Raw genomic sequence first — 2,797 nt, forward strand, 5'->3', positions numbered from 1 at the left:
GGCTTCACCACCGCCGCCGGGCTCACGAGCGACGTGGGTGACTACGATGTCGCCGCCACCGGTCTGACCTCTGGCAACTACGAGATCGCCTACGAGGCCGGCACGCTCACCATCGACCCGGCGCTTCTCACCGTCACCACCGACGACGCCTCCCGCACCTACGGCGCCGCGAACCCCGAGTTCACCGCGAGCTATTCGGGCTTCGTGCTCGGCCAGGACGCGGGTGATCTCGACGGCACGCTGGGCTTCACCACCGCCGCCGGGCTCACGAGCGACGTCGGGAATTACGATGTCGCCGCCACCGGTCTGACCTCTGGCAATTACGAGATCGCCTACGAGGCGGGCACGCTCACCATCGACCCGGCGCTTCTCACCGTCACCACGGATGACTCCAGCCGGACCTATGGCGCGGCAAACCCCGACTTCACCGCGAGCTACAGCGGTTTCGTCCTCGGCCAGGACGAGGGTGATCTCGACGGCACCCTCGGCTTCACCACCGCCGCCGGGATCGCAAGTGACGTGGGCGACTATGACGTCGCCGCCAATGGCCTCACCTCGGGCAATTACGAGATCGCCTATGAGGCCGGCACGCTGACCATCGATCCGGCGCAGCTCACCGTGACGGCCGATGACGCCACCCGCACCTACGGCGCGGCAAACCCCGACTTCACCGCGAGCTACAGCGGCTTCGTCCTCGGCCAGGACGCGAGCGACCTCGATGGCACGCTGGGCTTCACCACCGCCGCCGGAATCACCAGCGACGTGGGCGACTATGATGTCGCCGCCTCTGGCCTCAGCTCGGGCAATTACGAGATCGCCTATGAGGCCGGCACGCTGACCATCGACCCGGCGCAGCTGACCGTGACCGCGGATGACACCAGCCGCGCCTATGGTTCCGCGAACCCCGACTTCACCGCGAGCTATTCGGGCTTCGTCCTCGGCCAGGACGCGTCCGACCTCGACGGCACGCTGGGCTTCACCACCGCCGCCGGTCTGACCAGCGACGTCGGCGACTACGATGTCGCGGCCAATGGTCTCACCTCGGGCAATTACGAGATCGCCTATGAAGCCGGGACGCTCACCATCGACCCGGCGCTTCTCACCGTGACGGCCGATGATACCTCCCGCACCTACGGCGCGGAAAACCCGGACTTCACCGCCAGCTACAGCGGTTTCGTCCTCGGCCAGGACGCGAGCGACCTCGATGGCACGCTGGGTTTCACCACCGCCGCCGGTCTCACCAGCGACGTGGGGGACTACGGCGTCGCCGCCAACGGTCTCACCTCGGGCAACTACGAAATCGCCTATGAGGCGGGCACGCTGACCATCGACCCGGCGCAACTCATCGTCACGGCAGACGATGCCTCCCGCACCTATGGCGCGGCGAACCCGGACTTCACCGCGAGCTACAGCGGTTTCGTGCTCGGCCAGGACGCGAGCGACCTCGACGGAACCCTCGGCTTCACCACCGCCGCCGGGATCACCAGCGACGTGGGGGACTATGACGTCGCCGCCACCGGCCTCACCTCGGGCAACTACGAGATCGCCTATGAGGCCGGCACGCTCACCATCGACCCGGCGCAGCTGACCGTCACCACGGACGATGCGACCCGCACCTATGGCGCGGCAAACCCGGACTTCACCGCGAGCTACAGCGGCTTCGTCCTCGGCCAGGACGCGTCTGATCTCGACGGCACGCTGGGTTTCACCACCGCCGCCGGTCTGACCAGCGATGTCGGCGACTATGATGTCGCAGCCGCCGGCCTCACCTCCGGCAACTATGAGATCGCCTATGAAGTGGGCACGCTGACCATAGACCCGGCGCAGCTGACCGTCACCACCGATGATGCCTCCCGCACCTATGGCGCGGAGAACCCGGACTTCACCGCGAGCTACAGCGGTTTCGTCCTCGGCCAGGACGAGACTGACCTCGACGGCACCCTCGGCTTCACCACCGCCGCCGGTCGCACCAGCGACGTCGGCGACTATGATGTCGCGGCCACCGGCCTCACCTCCGGCAACTATGAGATCGCCTATGAAGTGGGCACGCTGACCCTCGACCCGGCGCAGCTGACCGTCACCACGGATGACACCTCCCGCACCTATGGCGCGGAAAACCCGGACTTCACCGCGAGCTACAGCGGCTTCGTTCTCGGCCAGGACGAGACTGACCTCGACGGCACGCTGGGCTTCGAAACCGCCGCCGGTCTGACCAGCGACGTCGGCGACTATGACGTCGCCGCCGCCGGCCTCACCTCGGGCAACTACGAGATCGCCTATGAGGCCGGCACGCTCACCATCGATCCGGCGCAGCTGACCGTCACCACGGATGACGCCTCGCGGACCTATGGCGCCGCGAACCCCGAGTTCACCGCCAGCTACAGCGGCTTCGTCCTCGGCCAGGACGAGTCTGATCTCGACGGCACCCTCGGCTTCACCACCGCCGCCGGGCTCACGAGCGACGTGGGTGACTACGATGTCGCCGCCACCGGTCTGACCTCTGGCAACTACGAGATCGCCTACGAGGCCGGCACGCTCACCATCGACCCGGCGCTTCTCACCGTCACCACCGACGACGCCTCCCGCACCTACGGCGCCGCGAACCCCGAGTTCACCGCGAGCTATTCGGGCTTCGTGCTCGGCCAGGACGCGGGTGATCTCGACGGCACGCTGGGCTTCACCACCGCCGCCGGGCTCACGAGCGACGTCGGGAATTACGATGTCGCCGCCACCGGTCTGACCTCTGGCAATTACGAGATCGCCTACGAGGCGGGCACGCTCACCATCGACCCGGCGC

1 protein-coding gene is annotated in these 2,797 nt (G+C 67.5%); it reads left to right on the forward strand.

The genetic code is table 11. The features are described from left to right. Positions 1-2,797, forward strand: a 2,797-nt coding sequence (locus ACP15W_RS21060; RefSeq protein ID WP_424934816.1) for an MBG domain-containing protein, incomplete at both ends; no start/stop codon positions are given.

This window comes from Amaricoccus macauensis (assembly GCF_049800915.1).
In the GTDB taxonomy this organism is placed as follows: domain Bacteria; phylum Pseudomonadota; class Alphaproteobacteria; order Rhodobacterales; family Rhodobacteraceae; genus Amaricoccus; species Amaricoccus macauensis_A.